The 20,133-nt window shown below is 59.3% G+C and carries 22 protein-coding genes; 1 reads left to right on the top strand and 21 read right to left on the bottom strand.

Features of this window, described 5'->3' with window-relative positions:
* Nucleotides 1-106: 106 nt before the first annotated feature.
* The 21 genes from QYH43_RS01490 to trmJ all read right to left on the bottom strand — a co-directional run bounded on the left by QYH43_RS01490 (nucleotide 107) and on the right by trmJ (nucleotide 19,107).
* Nucleotides 107-898 carry an amidohydrolase gene (locus tag QYH43_RS01490; protein WP_301155995.1) on the bottom strand — a complete coding sequence of 264 codons (792 nt, stop codon included), beginning with the start codon at nucleotides 896-898 and terminating at the stop codon, nucleotides 107-109.
* The gene (locus QYH43_RS01485; RefSeq protein WP_095058597.1) at nucleotides 886-2,034 is read right to left on the bottom strand and encodes a pyridoxal phosphate-dependent aminotransferase; all 1,149 of its coding nucleotides are present in this window, start codon (nucleotides 2,032-2,034) and stop codon (nucleotides 886-888) included. Before QYH43_RS01485 ends, QYH43_RS01490 begins: the two co-directional genes overlap by 13 nt.
* A 210-nt stretch (nucleotides 2,035-2,244) precedes the next feature.
* Complete coding sequence (gene der / locus QYH43_RS01480) at nucleotides 2,245-3,714, bottom strand: ribosome biogenesis GTPase Der (protein WP_095058596.1); 1,470 nt, start codon at nucleotides 3,712-3,714, stop codon at nucleotides 2,245-2,247.
* A 236-nt stretch (nucleotides 3,715-3,950) separates the two neighbouring features.
* Nucleotides 3,951-5,102, bottom strand: coding sequence for an outer membrane protein assembly factor BamB (gene bamB, locus QYH43_RS01475; RefSeq protein ID WP_095058595.1), 1,152 nt, complete (start codon nucleotides 5,100-5,102; stop codon nucleotides 3,951-3,953).
* Nucleotides 5,095-5,736: a tetratricopeptide repeat protein gene (locus tag QYH43_RS01470; RefSeq protein WP_095058594.1), complete on the bottom strand. Its 642-nt coding sequence runs from the start codon at nucleotides 5,734-5,736 to the stop codon at nucleotides 5,095-5,097. The genes bamB and QYH43_RS01470 overlap by 8 nt, the downstream gene beginning before the upstream one ends.
* 42 nt (nucleotides 5,737-5,778) lie before the next feature.
* On the bottom strand, nucleotides 5,779-7,068 hold the full coding sequence (gene hisS, locus QYH43_RS01465) for a histidine--tRNA ligase (protein WP_095058593.1): 1,290 nt from the start codon (nucleotides 7,066-7,068) through the stop codon (nucleotides 5,779-5,781).
* Between the two features lie 37 nt (nucleotides 7,069-7,105).
* Nucleotides 7,106-8,215, bottom strand: a complete 1,110-nt coding sequence (ispG, locus tag QYH43_RS01460; RefSeq protein ID WP_095058592.1) for a flavodoxin-dependent (E)-4-hydroxy-3-methylbut-2-enyl-diphosphate synthase — start codon at nucleotides 8,213-8,215, stop codon at nucleotides 7,106-7,108.
* A gap of 3 nt (nucleotides 8,216-8,218) precedes the next feature.
* The gene (locus tag QYH43_RS01455; RefSeq protein WP_095058591.1) at nucleotides 8,219-9,238 is read right to left on the bottom strand and encodes a RodZ family helix-turn-helix domain-containing protein; all 1,020 of its coding nucleotides are present in this window, start codon (nucleotides 9,236-9,238) and stop codon (nucleotides 8,219-8,221) included.
* Nucleotides 9,238-9,996, bottom strand: coding sequence for a type IV pilus biogenesis/stability protein PilW (gene pilW, locus QYH43_RS01450; RefSeq protein WP_095151941.1), 759 nt, complete (start codon nucleotides 9,994-9,996; stop codon nucleotides 9,238-9,240). The genes QYH43_RS01455 and pilW overlap by 1 nt, the downstream gene beginning before the upstream one ends.
* Before the next feature lie 16 nt (nucleotides 9,997-10,012).
* Nucleotides 10,013-11,158 carry a 23S rRNA (adenine(2503)-C(2))-methyltransferase RlmN gene (gene rlmN, locus QYH43_RS01445; protein WP_095058589.1) on the bottom strand — a complete coding sequence of 382 codons (1,146 nt, stop codon included), beginning with the start codon at nucleotides 11,156-11,158 and terminating at the stop codon, nucleotides 10,013-10,015.
* A 28-nt stretch (nucleotides 11,159-11,186) separates the two neighbouring features.
* The gene (gene ndk, locus QYH43_RS01440) at nucleotides 11,187-11,612 is read right to left on the bottom strand and encodes a nucleoside-diphosphate kinase (RefSeq protein WP_007916882.1); all 426 of its coding nucleotides are present in this window, start codon (nucleotides 11,610-11,612) and stop codon (nucleotides 11,187-11,189) included.
* An 88-nt stretch (nucleotides 11,613-11,700) separates the two neighbouring features.
* Nucleotides 11,701-11,901 (bottom strand): Fe-S cluster assembly protein IscX, encoded by a 201-nt coding sequence (gene iscX / locus QYH43_RS01435; RefSeq protein ID WP_007973999.1) that lies wholly within the window; start codon nucleotides 11,899-11,901, stop codon nucleotides 11,701-11,703.
* 14 nt (nucleotides 11,902-11,915) lie between these two features.
* Nucleotides 11,916-12,257, bottom strand: a complete 342-nt coding sequence (fdx, locus tag QYH43_RS01430) for an ISC system 2Fe-2S type ferredoxin (RefSeq protein ID WP_095058588.1) — start codon at nucleotides 12,255-12,257, stop codon at nucleotides 11,916-11,918.
* The gene (gene hscA / locus QYH43_RS01425) at nucleotides 12,257-14,122 is read right to left on the bottom strand and encodes a Fe-S protein assembly chaperone HscA (RefSeq protein WP_301155991.1); all 1,866 of its coding nucleotides are present in this window, start codon (nucleotides 14,120-14,122) and stop codon (nucleotides 12,257-12,259) included. Before hscA ends, fdx begins: the two co-directional genes overlap by 1 nt.
* A 51-nt stretch (nucleotides 14,123-14,173) precedes the next feature.
* The gene (gene hscB / locus QYH43_RS01420; protein ID WP_095058586.1) at nucleotides 14,174-14,695 is read right to left on the bottom strand and encodes a co-chaperone HscB; all 522 of its coding nucleotides are present in this window, start codon (nucleotides 14,693-14,695) and stop codon (nucleotides 14,174-14,176) included.
* Nucleotides 14,696-14,703: 8 nt separating this feature from the next.
* Nucleotides 14,704-15,027, bottom strand: a complete 324-nt coding sequence (iscA, locus tag QYH43_RS01415; protein ID WP_003227904.1) for an iron-sulfur cluster assembly protein IscA — start codon at nucleotides 15,025-15,027, stop codon at nucleotides 14,704-14,706.
* Between the two features lie 27 nt (nucleotides 15,028-15,054).
* Nucleotides 15,055-15,441, bottom strand: coding sequence for a Fe-S cluster assembly scaffold IscU (iscU, locus tag QYH43_RS01410; protein WP_007974006.1), 387 nt, complete (start codon nucleotides 15,439-15,441; stop codon nucleotides 15,055-15,057).
* Nucleotides 15,442-15,542: 101 nt separating this feature from the next.
* The gene (locus tag QYH43_RS01405; RefSeq protein WP_095058585.1) at nucleotides 15,543-16,757 is read right to left on the bottom strand and encodes an IscS subfamily cysteine desulfurase; all 1,215 of its coding nucleotides are present in this window, start codon (nucleotides 16,755-16,757) and stop codon (nucleotides 15,543-15,545) included.
* Between the two features lie 50 nt (nucleotides 16,758-16,807).
* A complete protein-coding gene (iscR, locus tag QYH43_RS01400; RefSeq protein WP_003227911.1) occupies nucleotides 16,808-17,299 on the bottom strand; it encodes a Fe-S cluster assembly transcriptional regulator IscR in 492 nt (163 codons plus the stop codon).
* A 258-nt stretch (nucleotides 17,300-17,557) separates the two neighbouring features.
* A complete protein-coding gene (gene cysE, locus QYH43_RS01395) occupies nucleotides 17,558-18,334 on the bottom strand; it encodes a serine O-acetyltransferase (RefSeq protein WP_301155969.1) in 777 nt (258 codons plus the stop codon).
* Nucleotides 18,335-18,336: 2 nt separating this feature from the next.
* Nucleotides 18,337-19,107 carry a tRNA (cytosine(32)/uridine(32)-2'-O)-methyltransferase TrmJ gene (trmJ, locus tag QYH43_RS01390; protein ID WP_095151938.1) on the bottom strand — a complete coding sequence of 257 codons (771 nt, stop codon included), beginning with the start codon at nucleotides 19,105-19,107 and terminating at the stop codon, nucleotides 18,337-18,339.
* 146 nt (nucleotides 19,108-19,253) lie between these two features.
* Here trmJ and suhB point away from each other — a divergent pair, with 146 nt between their 5' ends.
* Nucleotides 19,254-20,072, top strand: a complete 819-nt coding sequence (suhB, locus tag QYH43_RS01385; RefSeq protein WP_016984379.1) for an inositol-phosphate phosphatase — start codon at nucleotides 19,254-19,256, stop codon at nucleotides 20,070-20,072.
* Nucleotides 20,073-20,133 lie beyond the last annotated feature (61 nt).

The following is a 20,133-nucleotide window of genomic DNA, read 5'->3' as shown; positions in this document are numbered from 1 at the left end:
TGGGGCCTTTTTTCATTCTGCGGTAGGAGCCGGCTTGCTGGCGATGCTGAGTTCTCGATGCATCTGTCAGGACGCAATCGCTGGCAAGCCAGCGCCTACAGAGTTATCAGGTGAACTCGAAGGTATCCGCATCCAGATTCGCCGGAAACCGTTTGCGATACGCCGCCAGCTCAGCCGCATCCAGTGTCACCTTGAACACTCCATCCGCCTCCCCCGCACTGAGCAACGTCTCACCCTGGAAATCCAGCACCTGACTGTCGCCGGTATAGGCAAAGCCCTTGCCATCAGTCCCGATGCGATTCACCGCCGCCACATAACACAGGTTTTCAATCGCCCGCGCCGGCAGCAAGCGGTTCCAGTGCTGACGACGTGCACCCGGCCAGTTAGCGGTGTACAGCAACAGGTCGGTGTCCTGGGCATCGCGACTCCACACCGGGAAACGCAGGTCGTAGCAAATCAGCGGCCGTATCCGCCAGCCTTTCAACTCGAACTGAACCTGACGCTCGCCAGGGGTGTAATGGTTGTGCTCGCCAGCCATGCGGAACAGGTGGCGCTTGTCGTAGTGCAGCACCTCGCCATCCGGCCGAGCCCACAACAGGCGATTACGATGACTGCCATCAGCGGCCTGAACGATGATGCTACCGGTGATCACCGCATCAAGCTTCGCCGCCTGAACGCGCAACCATTTGCTGGTCGGCCCGTGTTCCGACTCCGCAAGGGTTTCGGACTCCATGGAAAACCCGGTGGTGAACATCTCCGGCAGGATGATCAGATCAGCGTCACGGGCCTGCTCCAGCAGCGGTTCGAAATGTTCCAGGTTGGCCTGGCGGTCGTGCCAGGCCAGGGACGTCTGGATCAGCGCCACGTTCAGATTGGGCAACGCACTCAGATCACGCATAGTTTTTCCGCTGCTTCACGCAGGGTCTCCTCGCGTTTGGCAAAGCACAGCCGTACCAGGCGCTGGCCGACTGGCGGCGATTGGTAGAACACCGAGATCGGGATGCTGGCCACGCCGTGTTCGCGGGTCATCCACAGCGCCATCTCGACGTCATTGAGGTCCGGGCGGATCTGCGAGTAATCGACCAGCTGGAAATAGGTGCCAGTCACCCGTTTGAAGCTGAAGCGCGACGGCGCCAGCAGATCGCAGAACAGGTCGCGCTTGGCCTGATAGAAGCCCGGCAGTTCTTCGACGTGTTCAGGATGCTCGGCCATGTAATCGGCCAAGGCGTATTGCAGCGGGGTCACGCCGCAGAAACTGACGTACTGGTGCACCTTGCGCAGCTCTGCCGTCAGGGCCGGTGGCGCGACGACGTAGCCGGTTTTCCAACCGGTGACGTGATAGGTCTTACCGAAGGAGCTGACCACGAAGGCACGCTGATACAGCTCTTCATGGGCCAGCACGCTGACGTGATGCACGCCGTCGTACACCAGGTGTTCGTAGACTTCGTCGCTGATGACATAAATGTCGCGATCGCGGATCAGTGCCGCCAACTGGTCCAGATCGGCTCTGCTGATCAGCGCGCCGCTGGGGTTGTGCGGGGTGTTGAGGATGATCATCCGCGTGCGCGGGCTCAACGCATCGGCGAGCTTCTGGAAGTCGATGCTGAAGTCGTTCACACCCAACTGCACATGCACGCAACGACCACCGGCCAGTTCTACCGAAGGCTCGTAACTGTCATAAGCCGGGTCAAACACGATGACTTCGTCACCGCTGTGGATAACTGCCTGAATGGCGCAAAAGATCGCCTGGGTCGCACCGGGGGTGACCGTCACTTCATGGTCGGCATCGACATTCACGCCATAGCTGCGGGCGATCTTCGTCGCAATCTGCTGACGCAACACCGGCAGGCCGGTCATCGGTGAATACTGGTTGTGGCCGCTGGCGATATGCCGACCGACCGCATCGCACAGGGCTCGCGGGGCGTCGAAATCGGGAAAGCCCTGGGACAAATTGAGCGCGCCGGTCTGAGCCGCGAGCTGAGACATCTGAGTGAAGATAGTGATGCCGACATTCGGCAGCTTACTGGTGATCATCGGTGATTCCCTGCTCTACACCCGGCTCTACGGCGGCACGGGAGAGCCCGAGGATAGCCCATCCGGCGCCCATAAAAAAAGGGCACTCTGGTGAGTACCCTTTTTACTGCCGAACCCTGTAGGAGCCGGCTTGCTGGCGATCCTATCACTGCGGTACTTCAGATGAACCGCGATGGTGCCATCGCCAGCAAGCCGGCTCCTACGCAAGCGTCAACGCTTGTCGCGGCGCTTCTTGTCGGCCTTCTTGTGGTGCGACATCAAGCGACGCTTCTTGTTGACCTGACGGTCGGTGAGCGAGTTCTTGTTGCCTTCGTACGGGTTCTCGCCACCCTTGAACTCGATGCGGATTGGCGTACCGACCAGCTTCAAGACACGCCGGTAAGTGTTTTCCAGGTAACGCACGTAAGACTTCGGCACCTTCTCGATCTGGTTACCGTGAATCACGATGATCGGCGGGTTCGCACCACCCAAGTGGGCGTAACGCAACTTGATCCGGCGGTTGTTGACCATCGGTGGCGCGTGCTCGCCAACCGCATCTTCCAGAATCTGGGTCAGGCGGTTGGTTGGCCAGCGGGTAACCGCCGACTTGAACGAGTTCTGTACGGACGCGTAGAGGTTGCCCACGCCGGTACCGTGCAGCGCCGAGATGAAGTGGATGTCGGCGTAATCAACGAAGAACAGTCGGCGTTGCAGCTCGACCTTCACGAAGTCGCGCTCGCTCGGCGTCATGCCGTCCCACTTGTTGATCGCGATGACCAACGCACGACCCGACTCAATGGCAAAGCCCAGCAGGTTGAGGTCGTGATCCACTACGCCTTCGCGGGCGTCCATCACGAAGATCACCACGTTGGCGTCTTTGATCGCTTGCAGGGTTTTGACCACGGAGAATTTTTCGACTTCTTCGTGGATCTTGCCGCGCTTGCGCACACCGGCGGTGTCGATCAGCGTGTACTTCTCTTCGTTACGCTCGAACGGGATGTAGATACTGTCGCGAGTGGTGCCGGGCTGGTCGTACACGATAACCCGGTCTTCACCGAGCATACGGTTGACCAGGGTCGACTTGCCAACGTTCGGACGGCCGATGATGGCGATCTTGATCCCGTCTTTTTCGCTCGGGCCAGGAATGCGCTTGGCTTCCTCGCCTTCGGCAACGATCTCTTCTTCGCCGTCTTCCGGCTCTTCTTCGTCTTTCGGGAAATCGCTCAGGGCGATTTCCAGCATCTGAGTGATGCCACGACCATGAGCACCTGCGATCGGGATCGCGTGGCCCATGCCCAACGGGGCGAATTCGGCGCGGGCCATTTCAGGGTCGATGTTGTCGACCTTGTTGGCAACCACATAGGAACGCTTGTTACGTTTGCGCAAGTGCTCGGCGATCATCTGGTCGGCGGCGGTGAAACCGGCCTTGGCATCTACCAGGAACAGAACAACATCCGCTTCTTCAATGGCCAGCAGCGACTGCTCGGCCATTTTTTCGTCCATACCATGTTCATCACCGGAGATACCGCCGGTGTCGACCAGAATGTAGGAACGCCCTTGCCACTTGGCCTCACCGTATTGGCGATCACGGGTCAGACCGGACAAGTCACCAACGATGGCGTCACGAGTCCTGGTCAGGCGGTTGAACAAGGTGGACTTGCCGACGTTCGGTCGACCCACCAGGGCGATTACGGGAACCATGCGGCTCTCCACTTCGTTATTTCAGAAAATACAAAAGCCGCTGCTAGGCAGCGGCTGGTGCTCGGGGCAACACTGTGCGCTTGTCTGTGGGAGCGAGCCTGCTCGCGAAAAACGCGGGGGCACCGCGTTTATTCGGGACGCAAACGAATTCGTTAACGTCCATCGCGAGCAGGCTCGCTCTCACATTCATACCCACAAGTGAAGCAGCCTGGGGCGGTTAACCCCAAGCATAGTTCTTACTTGATGGTCAGGGCTTCCAGTTTGCCGCTGTTGCCATACACATAAATCGTGTCACCCACCACCAGCGGACGGGCACGCAGGCCGTCGCTGTCGATGCGTTCGCGGCCGACGAAACGGCCGTCCACTTGACTCAGCAAGTGCAGGTAACCTTCCAGGTCACCGACTGCAACATAGCTGGAGAACACTTCCGGAGCCGACAGTTGACGGCGAGCCAGCGAGTCGTTGGTCCACAAGGCTGTGGTGGAACGCTCGTCGACGCCTTCAACGGTGCCCGAAGACAGGCTCACGTAAACAGTGCCAAATCCCTGGGCGACACCGGCATAGCTGGAAGCATCACGCTGCCAGAGCTGGCGACCGCTTTCCAGGTCCAAAGCCGCAACGCGACCCTGGTAGCTGGCGACGTACAGCGTACCGCCGGAGAGCAACAAGCCGCCGTCGATATCGACCACACGTTCCAGCTCGGAACGACCTTGCGGGATGGCTACACGCTGCTCCCACACCGGTACGCCGTTGGAGATATCCACAGCGACCACTTTACCGGTCGACAGGCCAGCCACCGCGAGACGGTTGGTCACGATCGGCGCACTGGTACCACGCAGGGTCAGTACCGCAGGGGTGCTGTCATAGATCCAGCGACGGTTACCGGTGGCGGCATCCAGACCGATCAGACGGTCGTCCTGAGTCTGAACCACAACAACGTCACCGTTGTTGGCCGGTGGTGCGAGAACTTCGCTGGACACGCGAGCGCGCCATTTCTCTTCACCGTTGATGGCGTCCAGGGCAACAATTTCACCCTTGATCGTACCGATCGTCAGCAGACCGTAAGCGACGCCAACGGCACCGGAAACAGGCAGCTCAAGATCCTTCTTCCATTTCACGTCGCCGTTGCTGCGGTCCATGGCCATGACCACACCGGTAACGTCGGCGGCATAGATGGTATCGCCATCGATCGCCGGAACCAGCATATTGTAGGACTCGCCCTGACCGTCACCGATCGAACGACTCCACTGCTTTTGCAAAACCACTTCTTCCTTGAAGTCGACCAGTTCAGCCGGCGGCAGTTCTTTTTTGCTGTTGCTGCTGCAACCCGCGGCCAACAGGGCCAGGGCCAGCAATGCTGCATGTTTCCAACGAATCACGTCACGCATCCCCTTTGGCCAGGTCGTCCAGCTTGATTTGTAGGCCACCGACCGCCGCTTCGTCCGACAGTGCCGCCTTGGCTTTTTGATACGCTGCGTTCGCTTCATCGGTACGGCCCAACTGCACCAGCAGGTCGCCCTTGAGTTCTTCGCGAGTGGCCAGGAACGCCTTGTCGGCATCGCCTTCCAGCAGTTTCAACGCTTCATCGGCCTTGTTCTGCGCACCGAGCACCTGAGCCAGGCGCTGGCGGGCGATTTCGCCCAATGCAGGGTTGGCCGGTTTGGCGATAATGGCTTTCAGCTCAGTGGCTGCGTCGTCCAGCTTGCCGCTGTCGACCGCAACCTTGGCCACGAACAGGCTGCCGTACTGCGCATAAGCGCTACCGGCGAACTCGGTGTTGAGTTTACCGGCCAGGTCCGCAACACGGGCTGCATCAGGCTTGCCGTCGGGCGTCAGTGTGGTTTCCAGCAATTGCTGATAGAGAATCGAGGCGCCTTGCGACTGATTGCTCTGATATTTGTGATACGCCTGCCAGCCGAATACGATGACCAGCGCCAACAGGCCGCCAGTAACCAGGGGCTTGCCGTTGCGCGACCACCAATCCTTCAGATCCGCCAAATTTTCGTCTTCGGTACTCGACACCCCAATACTCCTTAATCGCTAATTCGGCTGTTTAAGACAGCTTCAACCCTGCACGACGCAGGTGGCCAGGTGAGCGGCAAGCGCATCCCAGGCAATGCTTTGTTGTTCGCCCTGGCCACGCAGGGGTTTGAAACCTACCACTTGCTGGGCCATTTCGTCGTCACCGAGGATCAGCGCATACAGCGCACCGCTCTTGTCGGCTTTCTTGAATTGGCTTTTGAAACTGCCGGCGCCGGCATTCACTTGCAGACGCAGGTTGGGTAATTGATCACGTACACGTTCAGCCAGGGTCAGACCGGCCAACTCCGCTTCTTCCCCGAAAGCACAGAGATAGACGTCGACCTGACGGGAGATCTCTTGCGGGATCTGCTCCAGGGTTTCCAGCAGTAGCACCAGACGCTCGATGCCCATGGCGAAACCGACGCCAGCCGTAGGCTTGCCGCCCATCTGCTCGACCAGGCCATCGTAACGACCACCGGCACACACGGTGCCTTGGGCACCCAGTTTGTCGGTGACCCATTCGAAAACGGTCTTGCTGTAGTAATCGAGCCCGCGCACCAACTTCGGGTTGATCACGTAAGGAATGCCGGCAGCATCCAGACGAGCCTTGAGGCCTTCGAAGTGCAGACGGGATTCTTCGTCGAGGTAGTCGGCCATTTTCGGCGCGTCGACCAGAATCGCCTGTGTATCGGCGTTCTTGGTGTCCAGGACCCGAAGCGGGTTGGTCTTCAGACGGCGTTGGCTGTCTTCGTCCAGCTTGTCCAGGTGACCGGACAGGAACTCGACCAGCGCTTCACGGTAGCGGCCACGGGACTCACTGGTGCCCAGGCTGTTGAGCTCGAGCTTGACCGCGTCACGGATACCCAGCTCGCCCCACAGGCGCCAGGTCAGCACGATCAGCTCAGCATCGATGTCCGGACCGTCGAGGTTGAAGACTTCGACACCGATCTGGTGGAACTGGCGATAACGGCCTTTCTGCGGACGCTCGTGGCGGAACATCGGGCCGATGTACCACAACTTCTGCACCTGGCCACCGCCGGTGATGCCGTGCTCAAGCACCGCACGCACGCATGCCGCGGTGCCTTCAGGGCGCAGGGTCAGGGAGTCGCCGTTGCGGTCGTCGAAGGTGTACATCTCTTTTTCGACGATGTCGGTCACTTCACCGATGGAGCGCTTGAACAGCTCGGTGAACTCGACGATCGGCATGCGGATCTGCTTGTAACCGTAGTTATCGAGCAGGCGCGAAACGGTGCCTTCGAAATGACGCCACAGGGGAGTCTGATCGGGCAGGATGTCGTTCATGCCACGAATGGCTTGCAATGACTTGCTCACTTTAAATCCTTAAATTCGTTCGGCTCTTCAGTCAGGTTCAGCCGCGCGCGATAACGGCAGCGTCAGCTTCGACCTTTTCGGCCGCTTTCTGGCGGATCAAGCGTTCCAGCTCATCCACCAGATTGTCATTCGTCAGTTTCTGCGACGGCTTGCCGTCGATGTAAATCAGGTTCGGCGTGCCGCCGGTCAAGCCGATATGGGCTTCCTTGGCTTCACCCGGCCCGTTGACCACGCAACCGATGACCGCAACATCCAGCGGTACCAAAAGGTCTTCGAGGCGCCCTTCCAGCTCGTTCATGGTCTTGACCACATCGAAGTTCTGCCGCGAGCAGCTCGGGCAGGCAATGAAGTTGATGCCACGGGAACGCAGGTGCAGGGACTTGAGAATGTCGTAGCCGACTTTCACTTCCTCGACCGGGTCGGCCGCCAACGAGATGCGGATAGTATCGCCAATCCCCTCGGCGAGCAGCATACCGAGGCCCACGGCAGATTTCACCGTACCAGAACGCAAACCACCGGCTTCAGTGATGCCAAGGTGCAGCGGCTGGACAATTTCTTTGGCCAGCAATCGGTAGGCTTCGACGGCCATGAACACGTCGGAAGCCTTCACGCTGACCTTGAAGTCCTGGAAATTCAAGCGCTCAAGATGCTCGACATGACGCAGGGCCGACTCGACCAGCGCGGCCGGGGTTGGCTCGCCGTATTTCTTTTGCAGGTCTTTTTCCAGGGAGCCCGCGTTGACGCCGATGCGAATCGGGATCCCGCGATCACGGGCCGCATCAACCACTGCACGCACACGGTCTTCGCGACCGATGTTGCCCGGGTTGATGCGCAGGCAGTCAACGCCCAATTCGGCTACGCGCAATGCGATCCTGTAGTCGAAGTGGATGTCGGCAACCAAGGGCACCTTGACCTGTTGCTTGATCTTGCCGAAGGCTTCGGCGGCGTCCATGTCCGGCACCGAGATCCGCACGATATCGACACCGGCCGCTTCCAGACGATTGATCTGCGCAACGGTGGCCGCGACATCGTTGGTGTCGCTGTTGGTCATGCTCTGCACAGCGATAGGCGCATCGCCGCCAACAGGTACGTTACCGACCCAGATCTTGCGCGATTCGCGACGTTTGATTGGAGATTCGCCGTGCATGACTTATTGACCCAACTTCAGGCGAGCAGTCTCGCCACTGGTGAACGGAGCAACATCAACCGCCTGGCCGTTGTAGCTGATCTGTGCGCCACGGGCATAGCCCAGACGTACAGCAAACGGCGGCTTGCCGCTGACAGAAACGTTATCGCCTTTACGCTTGAGACCACTGAACAGCACTTTGCCGCTGCCGTCGGTCACCTGCGTCCAGCAGTCGGACGTGTACTGAATTTGAACCTGGCCCTGACCGGCAACAGGAGCAGTCGCGACAGGAGCGGGTGCGACCGGTGCAGCTGGGGCCGTCACAACCGGAGCCGGAACGGCAGGAGCCGCCGGGGCCGGGGTCACAGGAACTGGCACGGTGTTGTGTGCAATTGCAGGTGCAGCAGGTGCCGGCGCAGTCGGCGCGGCGGGTGCGGCTGCCGGGGTTTCAGCTGGCGCTTCGTCCGAGGTTTCGGCCTGTGGCAACGCCAAAGCCGTTTCGCCTTCAGCCTGACCTTCCGCGACAGCCTGGTCTTCCGGCTCGTCCAGCGGATGAATCTGCGTGGTGCCGTCGGCGCCTTCGACTTCAACGTGTTCCGGAGCCAGGCCGATCAGGTCCTTGGTGCGCAGCGAGGTTTGATCCTGCCACCAGACAAAACCACCGCCAATCACCGCGATCAGCAACAGCAGGCTGACGATTCGCAGAATGGTATGGGAAACACGGACCGGTTCTTCGATTCGCCCCAGGCTGTGGACGCTGCTGCCCTGGGAATCGGTACCGGTGGATTGGTCGAATTGCTGGACCAGAACGGTCTGGTCCATGCCGAGCAACTTGGCATAGGCGCGAATATAGCCGCGAGCAAAGGTATGCCCAGGCAGCTTGTCGAAGGCGCCGGCTTCCAGATTGCTCAGGGAAGTGGTGGTGAGGTTGAGCTTGAGGGCCACTTCGGCCAGCGACCAGCCATTGCTTTCGCGGGCCTGGCGCAAAGTCTCACCGGGGTTAACGCGATTCGCTGCTACAACTTCGGGATGCGCCGCTTTCATCATTGCTCCGACAGGTATTGCTGATATTCCGGCGTACCGGGATAGAGTCTTTTTAGTTGCAGGCCCTTGCTGGCGGCCTTGTCGCGATCTTCAAACACTTTCGCCAGCCGAATGCCGAGCAATAGACTACGTGCATTTTGCTCGGTGAGTTGGCTAAAACGGTCGTAATAGTCACGCGCGGGCACATAATGCCTGTCTTCGTAAGACAACTCAGCCATTTCCAGCAATGCGCGTGGCTGCTGGCGATTCAAGCGCAGTGCTTTTTCCAGCTGTTGTTGGGCCAAATCACGCTGCCCCAACATCGCCGCCGTCATGCCCAGGTTCTCGAACACCCGCGAGCGTTCAGGATACAGGGTATCGGCAGCAGCTTGTTCAAAGCGCTCGTAGGCGTCCTTGTAACGTTTTTGCTCGAACAGAAAACTGCCGTAATTGTTGAGGATTCGCGCATCGGCGGGACGGGAAGACAGCGCCTTGCGAAAATGCTGGTCAGCCAGCTCCGGCTCCATCTCGGCCTGGAACACCAGACCCAGCGCCGCGTTGGCGTCCGGGTCTGCGTCGTCCAGATCCAGCGCTTTCTTCAAGGGTACTTTCGCGCGCTCGGTCATGCCTTGCTGTAAATAACCGATACCCAGCTGCACGTATGCCTCTCGCGCTTCATCACGGCCCTTGCTGGTCTTCATCGGATTGTAATCACCCGAAAGCACGCAGCCAGCACACAGGCTGGCCAACAGCAAAAGCAGCGCAAAGCGCAGGGACATAGAGATCCTCTCTTGGTTACTTGTTCGCAGCGTCTTGTGCCATATCGTTTTCGGCGTTGAGTTCACGCACGGCGATATAACGTTCGCTGCGACGGGTGCGATCCAGCACCTGCCCTACCAGTTGGCCACACGCCGCGTCGATGTCTTCACCACGGGTGGTGCGGACGGTGACGTTGAAGCCGGCATGATGAAGCTGATCCTGGAACCGGCGGATGGCGTTGTTGCTCGGCCGCTCGTAACCGGAATGCGGGAACGGGTTGAACGGAATCAGGTTGATCTTGCACGGGATGTTCTTGAGCAACTCGATCATTTCAACGGCGTGCTCGACCTTGTCGTTCACGTCCTTGAGCAAGGTGTACTCGATGGTCAGCACGCGCTTCTCGCCCAAGGACGACATGTAGCGCTGGCACGACTCGAGCAGCATCTTAAGCGGATACTTCTTGTTGATCGGCACCAATTGGTTACGCAATGCGTCATTCGGTGCGTGCAGGGACAACGCCAGCGAGACGTCGATGTGCTTGGACAGCTCATCGATCATCGGCACCACGCCGGAGGTCGACAGGGTCACACGGCGCTTGGAAATGCCGTAGCCCAGGTCGTCCATCATCAGATGCATGGCCGCAATGACGTTATCGAAGTTCAGCAGCGGCTCACCCATGCCCATCATCACCACGTTGGTGATGGCACGGTCGACGGTTGCCGGGACGCTGCCAAAGGATTTGTTGGCAATCCACACCTGACCGATGACTTCGGCGGCGGTGAGGTTGCTGTTGAAGCCTTGCTTGCCGGTGGAGCAGAAACTGCAATCCAGGGCACAGCCTGCCTGGGACGAAACGCACAAGGTGCCGCGTTTGCCCTGGGGAATGTACACGGTCTCGACGCAGCTGCCGGACGCCACGCGCACCACCCACTTACGGGTGCCGTCGCTGGAGATGTCCTCGCTGACCACTTCCGGACCACGGACCTCAGCAACAGCCTTGAGCTTTTCGCGCAAGGCCTTGCTGACGTTCGTCATGGCATCGAAATCATCGACGCCAAAGTGGTGAATCCATTTCATTACCTGACCGGCACGGAAACGCTTCTCCCCGATTGAGTCGAAGAATTTTTCCATTTCCAGCTGAGTCAGACCCAGCAGGTTAATTTTTACAGTCGATGTAGTCATGGATTCACCTTCACTCTTAAGCCAATGCTTAGCGAGTGGTTACTTCAGTAGCTGCGAAGAAGTACGAGATTTCGCGAGCGGCAGCGGCTTCGGAGTCCGAACCGTGCACAGCGTTGGCGTCGATGGAATCAGCGAAGTCAGCGCGGATGGTGCCGGCAGCAGCTTCTTTAGGGTTGGTAGCGCCCATCAGCTCACGGTTCAGAGCGATAGCGTTTTCGCCTTCCAGAACCTGAACGACAACCGGACCGGAGATCATGAAAGCAACCAGGTCGCCGAAGAAACCACGAGCGCTGTGCTCAGCGTAGAAGCCTTCAGCTTCAGCTTTGGACAGTTGCTTCAGTTTCGAAGCTACAACGCGCAGGCCAGCTTTTTCGAAACGAGTGGTGATCTCGCCGATAACGTTTTTTGCAACAGCGTCAGGCTTGATGATGGAGAAAGTACGTTGAACAGCCATGGTGTAACTCCAGAAACGGTAATTTACGAAAAATTAAACCCGCGAATTATACGCGGGTTCTCGGGTATTGCCTAACCTGCGGCGTGGCTCAGTCGCGTTCTTCGATCCAGTGGGCCTGGATGGCCTCCAGGATCTTTTCGCCACAATGCTCAGGCATGTCGTCGAAATCGGGCAGTTCCATCACCCATTTACGCAGATCGACGAAGTTGACCGACATAGGGTCCACGTCGGGCTTGCTTTCAGCCAGCTGGATCGCGATTTCCAGCACATCAGTCCACTTGAGTTTCATGACAATTCCTTGAATCAGTGCGGTGCTTCGGCTGCGTGGTTGAGCGAGTACTTCGGAATCTCGACGGTCAGGTCTTCGGTACCGACCCTGGCCTGACAACCCAGACGGGACTCACGCTCAAGACCCCAAGCCTTATCAAGGTAGTCTTCTTCCAGCTCGTCGGCCTCTTCCAGCGAGTCGAAACCCTCACGAATGATGCAATGACAAGTGGTGCACGCACAGACGCCGCCACAAGCACTTTCCATCTCGATGTGGTGCTCATGGGCCAGTTCGAGGATGGAAACACCCGTCTCAGCCTCAACAACCATGCCTTCCGGGCAGAACTTCTCGTGGGGCAGAAAAATGACCTGCGGCATCAGATATCCTCGATTTCATTCAGGTTGCGCCCCGACAGAGCGGCTTTCACCGTCAAATCCATGCGGCGGGCAGCAAAAGCGTCGGTCACTTGCGACAGACGCTTGGTCTGCTGCTCGATGGCGTAACCATCGGTACCTTTCATCAGTTCGACCAGTTCCTGCACCTGCATGTCGATGACCATGCGCTCTTCAGCGTCGAGCAAACGCTCGCCGTCGACCTCAAGTGCAGCCTGCACCGCTTCGATCAGGCGCTGAGCGTCGACCTGCTGCTCACGCAGCACGCGGGCAACCTTGTCGTCATTGGCGTGCTGGAACGAATCCTTGAGCATTTTGGCGATTTCGCCGTCGGTCAGACCGTAGGACGGCTTGACCTGGATGCTGGCCTCAACGCCCGAACCGAGTTCGCGGGCGGAAACGCTGAGCAGACCATCGGCATCGACCTGGAAGGTCACGCGAATCTTCGCCGCGCCAGCCACCATCGCCGGAATACCGCGCAGCTCGAAGCGAGCCAGCGAGCGACAGTCGCTGATCAGCTCACGCTCGCCCTGCAATACGTGGATGGCCATGGCCGACTGGCCGTCTTTGTAAGTGGTGAAGTCCTGGGCGCGGGCGACGGGGATGGTGGTGTTGCGCGGAATCACCTTCTCCATCAAGCCACCCATGGTTTCCAGCCCCAGGGACAACGGAATCACGTCGAGCAACAGCAGTTCGCCGCCGTCACGCTTGTTGCCGGCCAAGGTATCGGCCTGGATCGCAGCACCAATGGCTACCACTTGATCCGGGTCGATTTCCGTCAGCGGCTGGCGACCGAAGGCTTCGGCGACAGCTTCGCGAACGCGAGGCACGCGAGTCGAACCACCGACCATGACCACGGCATGTACGTCTTCCAGTTCGATACCGGAATCACGCACCGCACGGCGGCAGGCTTTCAGGCTGCGAGCGACCATCGGCTCGATCAGCGCATCGAAGGCTTCGCGGGTCAGCTCGGCTTTCCAGTCGCCGTGGGCCACTTCGACCGACGGAGCATTGGTCAGCGTTTCCTTGGCCGCACAGGCGGTTTGCAGCAGTTGACGCTGCGCGCCCGGATCGAGATCGGCGGACAGGCCCGCGCTCTCAATGATCCAGCCAGCGATCGCGTGGTCGAAGTCATCGCCGCCCAGGGCGCTGTCGCCGCCAGTGGCCAGAACTTCGAAGACACCGCCGGTCAGGCGCAGAATCGAAATATCGAAAGTACCGCCGCCCAGGTCATAAATCGCGACCAGGCCTTCGGCGTGTTGATCCAGACCATAGGCCACAGCGGCGGCGGTCGGCTCATTGAGCAACCGCAGCACGTTCAGACCGGCCAGCTTGGCCGCATCCTTGGTGGCCTGGCGCTGAGCATCGTCGAAATACGCCGGAACCGTGATGACCGCACCCACAAGTTCGCCACCCAACGTCGCTTCGGCGCGTTGACGCAGGACCTTGAGGATATCGGCAGAGACTTCGACCGGGCTTTTCGGGCCCTGGATCGTATCGATGAACGGCATATGCGACTCGCCACCGACAAAACGGTATGGCAGTTGCTCACCCAATTGCTTGACGTCGGACAGACCACGACCCATCAAGCGCTTGACCGACAGCACGGTATTCAAGGGATCGGTAGCGGCAGCCAGCTTGGCGGATTCGCCCACTTCGACGCGATCAGCGTGGTAGCGCACAGCAGACGGCAGGATGACCCGCCCTTCTGCGTCGGCAAGAGGCTCGGAAAGACCACTGCGCAATGCAGCGACCAGCGAATTGGTAGTGCCCAAGTCGATCCCCACAGCCAGACGACGCTGGTGCGGTTGAGGACTTTGGCCGGGTTCGGCGATCTGCAGTAGGGCCATCGTTATCAGGACTTATCTGTATATCAGGCGTGCGACCGGAGCGGCACTGGGTTAATCGTCGAGGCGCTCTTCTAACTGGCGCACTTCGTAGGTGAGCTTGTCGAGGAACTGCATGCGCCGCATCAGGCGTTCGGCCTGTTCGCGTTGCGCGGCATCGTTCCAGCAAGCCGAGAAGCTTTGGTTCAGCCGATCCTGGGCTGCCTTCAGGCGACGCTTGAAGACGGCAACTCCATTCAAGTCTGCGCTGTCCTGCAGGTCTTCGAGCTCTTCGCGCAACTCCATCTGTTGCAGCAGAAACTCCGGATCATGCACCGTGACCTCCAGCGGCAGCTCGCCACCATTCAAGGCGAGCAGGTAACGCGCGCGCTTGGGTGGGTTCTTGAGCGTCTGATAGGCCTCGTTGAGGCTCGCGGATTGCTCCAGCGCCAGCCGCTGCTCACGCTCGGAAGCGTCGGCGAAGCGGTCCGGATGAACACTGCGCGCCAACTCACGGTAGCGCGTAGCCAGCTGATCGAGATCCAGATCGAAACTCGGTTGCAGCTCAAATAAAGCGAAATGACAAGGAGTACCCACGACAAGCCTCAGATGTTGAAGCTTTCGCCGCAGCCACATTCACCGCGCACGTTGGGGTTGTTGAACTTGAAGCCTTCGTTCAACCCTTCCTTGACGAAATCGAGCTCGGTGCCGTCCAGGTAGGCCAGGCTTTTCGGGTCGATAATCACTTTTTCGCCGTGACTTTCGAACACCTGATCCTCTGCAACCACCTCGTCGACAAACTCCAGCACGTAGGCAAGGCCGGAACAGCCTGTGGTGCGAACACCCAGACGAATCCCTTCACCTTTGCCGCGCCCGTCGAGGGAGCGCCGCACGTGTCGAGCAGCCGCTTCTGTCATGCTGATAGCCATCGGTGACTCCTTACTCGTCGCCAAAAATCAGATCAAGCCTTTCTTCTGCTTGTAGTCGCGAACGGCCGCTTTGATAGCGTCTTCAGCGAGTACGGAGCAGTGAATTTTCACTGGCGGCAGGGCCAGTTCTTCAGCCAGCTGAGTGTTCTTGATGGTTTCTGCTTCGTCCAGGGTCTTGCCCTTCATCCACTCGGTGGCGAGGGAGCTGGAAGCGATAGCCGAACCGCAGCCGTAGGTCTTGAACTTGGCATCTTCGATGATGCCGGCGTCGTTGACCTTGATCTGCAGGCGCATCACATCGCCGCACGCCGGAGCGCCGACCATGCCGGTGCCGACATCAGGATCTTCCGCGTCCATCTTGCCGACGTTACGCGGGTTTTCGTAGTGGTCGATGACCTTTTCGCTGTAAGCCATGATTCTAAATCCTCACTCATCAGGGCCGCTCTTGAGACCCTGTAGTTACGCTGCGTTTACCGCCGCGCTGCTACAGGACCTGTATCCGGCGGCTTCTTTGTTTAGTGTGCCGCCCACTCGATCTTCGAGATGTCGACGCCGTCTTTGTACATGTCCCACAGCGGCGACAGAGCGCGCAGCTTGGTAACGGCCTCGCAGACTTTCTGCGCGGCGTAATCGATTTCTTCTTCGGTGGTGAAGCGGCCGAAGGTGAAGCGGATCGAGCTGTGTGCCAGTTCGTCGTTGCGGCCCAGGGCGCGCAGTACGTACGAAGGCTCCAGGGACGCAGAGGTGCAGGCCGAACCGGACGAAACCGCCAGATCCTTGAGCGCCATGATCAGCGACTCGCCTTCAACGTAGTTGAAGCTCAGGTTCAGGTTGTGCGGAACGCGGGCGGTCAGGCTGCCGTTGACGTACAGCTCTTCCAGGTGCTCGACCTGCTTGTAGAAGCGGTCGCTCAATGCCTTGATGCGCACGTTCTCGCTCGCCATGTCTTCTTTGGCAACACGGAACGCTTCACCCATGCCTACGATCTGGTGAGTGGCCAGGGTGCCGGAACGCATGCCGCGCTCGTGACCGCCGCCGTGCATGGTCGCCTCGATGCGCACACGCGGCTTGCGGCTGACGTACAGCGCGCCGATGCCTTTAGGACCGTAGGTCTTGTGGGCGGAGAACGACATCATGTCGACTTTCAGCTTCTGCAGGTCGATCTCGACCTTGCCGGTGGACTGAGCGGCGTCGACGTGGAACAGAATGCCCTTGGAGCGGAGTAGTTCGCCGATCGCTGCAATGTCGTTGATGGTGCCGATTTCGTTGTTCACGTGCATGACCGAAACCAGGATGGTGTCGTCGCGCAGTTCGGCTTCGATCATCTCAGGGGTCACCAGGCCATCGGTACGAGGCTCGATGTAGGTCACTTCGAAACCTTCACGCTCCAGTTGGCGCATGGTGTCGAGGACAGCCTTGTGCTCAATCTTGGTGGTGATCAGGTGCTTGCCTTTGGTGGCATAGAAATGCGCCGCACCCTTGATTGCCAGGTTGTCGGACTCGGTGGCACCGGAGGTCCAGACGATTTCACGCGGATCGGCGTTGACCAGGTCGGCGACCTGACGACGGGCGTTTTCAACGGACTCTTCAGCTTTCCAGCCGAACACGTGGGAACGGGACGCCGGGTTACCGAAGTTTCCGTCGACCAGCAGGCATTCACTCATTTTTTGCGCAACACGCGGATCAACCGGGGTGGTCGCAGAGTAATCAAGGTAAATCGGCAATTTCATGGACTATCTCCTAAATCAGGCTGGCTGTCGTGCCGCTAGCTCTTCGGCTGTCATTCGACGGCGGACGCTTCAATCTTGTCCAGGCGTGGCGCCTTGCTGTTGCAACGGCGCTGGTCCTGACGCTGGGCTACTTCTTGCACCTCACGGCGAGTCACAAGGTCAGCCAAGCTGATACCGCTCAGAAATTCGTGAATCTGCAAGCTCAGGTCGCACCACAAGTGGTGAGTCAGGCAAGTGTCACCGGAGTGGCAATCACCCTGGCCCTGGCATTTGGTTGCATCGACCGATTCGTTCACCGCATCGATCACCTGGGCGACCTGGATACCCTGCATGTCGCGTGACAGCTGGTAACCGCCGCCTGGACCCCGGACGCTGGACACCAGATTGCTGCGGCGCAATTTGGCGAAAAGCTGCTCGAGGTAGGACAGGGAGATGCCTTGGCGCTCGGAGATATCGGCCAGGGACACGGGCCCGTGCTGCGCGTGCAACGCCAGATCGAGCATGGCGGTCACGGCGTATCGGCCTTTTGTAGTCAGTCGCATGGACAATTACCACGGAGTTCGGAATGGGGCGAGTATGCAATTCCCGAGTATTTAAGTCAACTATAAGACCTAGTACTTTAGTCAGGATTACCCGCAAAAGAGCGGGCGCATCATAGCAGGGTCTGCGGCTTAATGGCACACCGGTCAGCGCTCTGCCATTACCTGATTGCGACCCGCAGGAGCTGCCGCAGGCCGCGATCTTTTGATCTTGCCCGTTTAAGATCAAAAGATCGCAGCCTTCGGCAGCTCACAGTGACATCAACCGGCTTTGCTTTCGTCTTTGTCTTTTACGCAGGCGAAGTCTTCTTCGCGCAGCTCAGGCAGATCTTTCGCACAGTAATTACTGCCCAGATCCTTCAGCGCCCCGCACATCCCCTCCAACCGTCCATCGACCGCCTGCAGGTGATCGAGCAGCTGACCAATGGCACGCGCCACCGGGTCGGGCATTTCTTCAGTCACGCCGTAGGCATCGAAGCCGATTTTCTCGGCCATGGCTTTGCGCTTGGCGTCCTGCTCTTCGTCGGGCTTGACGATGATCCGCCCCGGAATACCCACCACCGTGGCACCCGGCGGTACTTCCTTGGTCACGACCGCATTGGAACCGACCTTGGCCCCAGCACCGACCGTGAACGGACCGAGCACCTTCGCGCCCGCCCCGACCACTACGCCATCGCCCAGGGTCGGGTGGCGCTTGCCCTTGTTCCAGCTGGTGCCGCCGAGGGTCACACCCTGATAGATAGTCACGTCGTCGCCAATCTCGGCGGTCTCACCGATGACAATACCCATGCCATGGTCAATGAAGAAGCGACGACCGACTTTCGCACCCGGATGAATCTCGATCCCGGTCAACCAGCGACCGAAGTTCGACACCAGCCGCGCCAGCCATTTCAGGTCCGCGCGCCACAGCATTGCCGACAAACGGTGAATCCAGATGGCGTGCATGCCGGGGTAGCAGGTCAGGACTTCAAAAGCGTTACGCGCCGCCGGGTCTCGATGGAATACGCTCTGGATATCTTCACGCAAACGCTCAAACATCATTAATCCTTCCGATTAAGAAGCTCACCACGGGCCGCTTTTTGGGTTTCCGTGAGGATGCCACGCAAAATATTCATTTCCGCCCGACTGACCGAGCTGCGTCCGTACAACCGGCGCAGGCGCGCCATCAAGTGCCGCGGTTTTTCCGGATCGAGGAATTCGATGGCCACCAGGGTTTGCTCCAGGTGCTCATAGAATCGCTCCAGCTCATCCATGGTCGCCAGCTCAGCGCTTTTGACCGAAGCCACTTCTTCCTTCTCGACCTTGCTTGGCTGACCTTGGGCCGCCAGCCAGGACATGCGCACTTCATAACTCAACACCTGCACCGCCGCCCCAAGGTTCAGCGAGCTGAACTCAGGGTCTGATGGGATGTGCACGTGATAATGACATCGCTGCAGCTCTTCGTTGGTCAGGCCGGAATCTTCTCGACCGAACACCAGGGCGATCTCCGCCCCCTGCTCGGCCTCCTCGACCACTTTCGTGCCGCATTCGCGGGGATCGAGCAACGGCCAGGGAATGCGACGGTCGCGGGCACTGGTGCCGAGCACCAGATTGCAGCCGACCAACGCATCTTCCAACGTGGCGACGACTTGCGCGTTTTCAAGGATGTCACCGGCACCGGAGGCACGGGCATCGGCCTCGTGATGCGGGAACAGACGAGGCTCGACCAGCACCAGCCGCGACAGGCCCATGTTCTTCATGGCACGCGCAGCCCCGCCGATATTGCCCGGATGGCTGGTATTGACCAGGACGACACGAATGTTTTGCAGCAAGGGAGGCGCTCTCGAACACAATAATCGGGAGCGGAATCTTACAGCGCTCGCTACCGTTAAGCCATGAAAGCGAACGTCGTCCTTCTCCTGTAGAAACTTTCTGATAGAATGCTCGGCTTTCTTTAACAACCTTAGGTGACACATCCATGCAGCCCATGCTGAATATCGCGCTGCGCGCCGCCCGCAGCGCCAGTGAATTGATCTTCCGCTCCATCGAGCGCCTGGATACCATCAAGGTCGACGAAAAAGACGCCAAGGATTACGTATCCGAGGTGGATCGCGCCGCTGAACAGAAAATCATCGACGCCCTGCGCAAGGCTTACCCGAACCACTCGATCCGCGGTGAAGAGACCGGCCTGCACGCCGGCACCGGCATCGAAGGCGAAGAATACCTGTGGATCATCGATCCACTGGACGGCACCACCAACTTCCTGCGCGGCATTCCTCATTTCGCTGTCAGCATCGCCTGCAAATACCGCGGTCGTCTTGAGCACGCGGTTGTTCTGGACCCGGTTCGCCAGGAAGAATTCACCGCCAGCCGTGGTCGCGGCGCTCAACTGAACGGTCGTCGCCTGCGCGTCAGCGGCCGCACCAGCCTGGACGGCGCCCTGCTGGGTACCGGCTTCCCGTTCCGTGACGACCAGATGGACAACCTCGACAACTACCTGGGCATGTTCCGCGCCCTGGTTGGCCAAACCGCCGGCATCCGCCGCGCTGGCTCGGCGAGCCTGGACCTAGCCTACGTGGCTGCCGGCCGTTTCGACGCGTTCTGGGAGTCGGGCCTGTCCGAGTGGGACATGGCAGCAGGCGCCCTGCTGATTCAAGAAGCCGGCGGCCTGGTGAGCGACTTCACCGGTGGTCACGACTTCCTTGAAAAAGGCCACATCGTTGCCGGTAACACCAAGTGCTTCAAGGCAGTTTTGACGGCCATCCAGCCGCACCTCCCAGCCTCGCTGAAGCGCTAAGCGTCCAGCGACAGAAAAAGCACCCTTCGGGGTGCTTTTTTTATGCCTGGAATTCACGATT

This window comes from Pseudomonas sp. C32, from assembly GCF_030417915.1.
In the GTDB taxonomy this organism is placed as follows: Bacteria; Pseudomonadota; Gammaproteobacteria; order Pseudomonadales; family Pseudomonadaceae; genus Aquipseudomonas.
The sequence above is the reverse complement of the archived record's forward strand: the minus strand, read 5'-3'. Positions and strand labels throughout refer to the sequence as shown.